Raw genomic sequence first — 3622 nt, 5'->3', positions numbered from 1 at the left:
AATAACTATAAATTATTTGGAGGTTTGACTACCTTTGATAAATATTGATTATGAATATAGTAAAGAAATTGCCACACTTACAAAACAAGAGGAAATTTTTGATCTTCTAATCAAACACTTTAAAGAACATAATGGAATTTTTGCAATTGAAGCTCAACCAGGAATGGGAAAAACTACACTTTGCAATGAAATCAACAAATATATAGAGAGTTTAAATAATAAATTTACTTGTATTTTTTTGAGCTCTGGCCGATTAGATAATGTCTCAAAGAAATACCAGCCCTTCTTAGAATTTATTATGGATAATAAGAATAGAAAAGAAACTATTATACAAAAATTTTTTATTGAAGGGAGTAAAGATGTTCCTTACGTTGGGAATATTCTATCTTCAGTTTTTGAAATTATTTTTTCAAAAAAAAATTATCAAAACGATTTGTCAGCTCAAGAGCTAGCTATTATAAAATCATTAAATCATCTTATTAATAATAAAAAAACGTTTTTTGTTTGTGATGATTTACAAAATTGGGATGAGGACTCTATCCATCTTTTAATTTATCTTATAAATGAAAATATGGAAAATACCAATAATCAATTATCTTTTTTATTATTGTCAGAATGTAACAGCGAACAACTAAATCAAATCAAGAACAGGATTAAAATAAAAGTCAAAGATTTAATTCTTGAACCAATTAAAAAAAATAATATTGGATATATTATGCATATTTTTCGCAATGATATAACTATATCTACAAAACAAGCAAATTCTTTGTATAACATAACAGGGGGAAACCTGAAATTATTGAAAGAACTAAGTTCATTTACGAAATATACCACTGATATTTCAGATCTTAATACCAATAGTATATTTACTTTAATCAAAAATAGAATATCAAATGAGATAGAAAGAGAATCAAGTGTGTTTATTGAATTACTTAAAAAAGCTTCTATATCAGGGCCTATAACACAAGAACAATTATTGAGAAAATTTTTCCAAAAACCGGAGTATGAATTTCGACAAATACTCACACATTTATGTAAAATGGAGTTGCTGTTGAACAAAGATCAAAAAATTGAATTTGTCGATTCTATTGTATATAAAACTTTTTTTAATAGTTTTAACAGTCATGAAGAGATTCACTATCATCACTTGCTTGCACAATGTATATATATTTTATATCCAAGTGAATACAAGCTTAGAGCACTACATCTTAATAATGCTGGAAACAAGCAAGAATCTTTAATCTTAAGTGTTATTCATTTAATTAGTTATTATAGAGAGCATGGAAAGGAGACATATCTTCAAGATGCTCTAAATCTTAGTTATCAAAATGATAATAAATATTATGACTTCTATAGGGCTATAATTCAAATTTATAAATTATATTTCCAAGGAAAATATAGTGAAGCGAACATAAGAGTTTTTAATCTTGAAACAGAAATATTAGAATTTAATTTCGAAATTGATTATCTAAAGGCCTTAATTAATACCAATTGGCATTACTCAAAAAGCGACTTTGAAGAAGGACAGTATTATCTCGAAAAATGGGTTAACGATAAAGAATTTAAGTCAAACAATCTAGAGATGTGGTTGAGATCTACAACCTTACTACTTGACTTTTTGTATGAGTTAAACAAAATTAATGAACTACATAAATATCGTGGACAGATAGATAAGGTTTTCAATGAAAAATCACAAACTGACTTAACTATTCAACGTAGAAAATATATGTTGAAAATGAAAGCAAATGTCTATTTAAAAATAGAAACCGCAATACTTGAAACCCAAAAATCCTATGAGTATTTTTCTCCAACTAAGAATGAAGTTCTAGATGTACAAAATTACTATATATCTCTATTAAATCATTCAGCAAATAATTTAGTGTTAGGAAATGCTAGTTATGCCTACAATTTGTCAAGTTCGGCCATGAAGTTAGTTGATAGTTTTTCTGAAATCCAATTTCTTAAACCTGAAATTTTAATTAATAACTATGTTTTGAGTGGGTATCTTACTAATAGAATTAACGTAACGGATTGTATAGATACTATTAGAATGTTTTTGGATAATGCTGAAAACTGTGCTGACCTAATCTTGATTCAAAACAACCTAGTCGCACTCTATGCACTTTCAAATGATTTTGAACAAGCATATGAAATATCAGAGTCTCTTTATCGAGACATTTGTAATAATACTGAAATTGACAGCTATTATAGATACTTTGTAGTTAATAATTTTGCTATGATTTGCTACCTTAAAGGTGAAACAACTAAAGCTACAAATATTTTCGAGACAATTATTGATGTAATTCCACTTGAAAATGATAGAATTTATTTTACTGTTCGATCTAAGCATATACATAAATTGTTATGTAACAAAGAGATAACTTTATCATCTGATTGGAATAGTACTATGGTATCCAAATACCCTAATGAAGTAGGACAGGCATGGGATTTTTGGGGGAAACTGTTTTTATTTAGTGAGCTACAAACTTGGTCAGATTGCTAAGTTCATACGGTTATCTATTGCATTACTAATAAGTGTAGGTAGTAACTTTTTGTGCTCAAATCCTAATAATTCAAAGCTTTTAGAAAAAGAACTATGTCTTGTAATATGGGGGTATACATTAACATCAAATACAAATAAACTCCCATCATCTTTAATACGAAAATCAATCCTAACATATCCATTAAGCTCAAGAATATGAACTATTTTAAGAACACAATTCTTTATCTTTTCAATCCAATCTTTATTGAATTGAGAAATGTCATAAAAATTATAGTTATCATGATTTATTGTTTCGTAAAGCAAAAATGTATTACCCAGTTTTTTCTTTCCATTATAGCTTATACCAACTGGTGGCAATATAATAGGATTTGAATTATTTATAATAACTGGTACTTCAATCTCATATCCTGCTATAAACTCTTGAACTATAAAGGGTTGATTGTATGATTTAACTTTATTTTTTATCATTTTCTGAAATTCATCATTAAATGTTCCTATAGAATTTTCTGTAATTCCAATACTAGCACATTCATAAATAGGTTTGGCTATAAGTTTGCAATCCATATTTGGTTGAATTCCCAATAACCAATTATTATTAGTTGTATATTCCCAACTATTAGGGGTAGGTATACCATGTGATTTTAATATAATACTCCAATGATACTTATGGCTGCAAAGGCTATTTACATATGCATTAGGGCCGGTGTAAATAATATTATTAATATCACAAAAAGCTGATATTAATGAGTCTTTTCCTCTTGTAATACTCTTTTGAGTAGTTTCAAAGACTACACTTATTTTTTTTTTGTTGTTTGAATTCTTTAGCATTTTCTCAAGAAACTCATTCACATCAAAGTATGTACTAGTATATAATCCAAATTCTTGAGAGGAATTAATTAGTTCATCATACTCCAATTGGGATAGAAATTCAGTTTCTATAGATGTCTCTTTGTAATCACTGTTGTTGATAGTGACACCTTTTACATTACAAACCATCATTACTTCAACATCTTTGACCATAGGTTCTAACTTCCCTAACAACTGAATTAATTCCTTTTTCTCATTAAAATAGCATAATGATTGTTTTAACATAAAACCTCCAAATAATTTATAGTTATT

Annotated in this window: 2 protein-coding genes; one reads left to right on the top strand and one right to left on the bottom strand. The window is 27.4% G+C overall.

Annotated elements, in window-relative coordinates:
• Nucleotides 1–34 precede the first annotated feature (34 nt).
• On the top strand, nucleotides 35–2503 hold the full coding sequence (locus tag BN3279_RS01680; RefSeq protein WP_059048926.1) for a hypothetical protein: 2469 nt from the start codon (nucleotides 35–37) through the stop codon (nucleotides 2501–2503).
• On the opposite strand, the gene BN3279_RS01675 is transcribed toward BN3279_RS01680, so the two are convergent.
• The coding region (locus BN3279_RS01675) for an ATP-grasp domain-containing protein (RefSeq protein ID WP_059048925.1) at nucleotides 2492–3622 on the bottom strand (1131 nt) is incomplete at its 5' end. The two genes, BN3279_RS01680 and BN3279_RS01675, sit on opposite strands and share 12 nt — an antisense overlap.

The organism is Paenibacillus senegalimassiliensis (genome assembly GCF_001486585.1).
Taxonomy (GTDB): Bacteria; Bacillota; Bacilli; order Paenibacillales; family Paenibacillaceae; genus Fontibacillus; species Fontibacillus senegalimassiliensis.
Note: the sequence above shows the minus strand (reverse complement) of the source record. Positions and strands in the feature narration are given on the sequence as shown.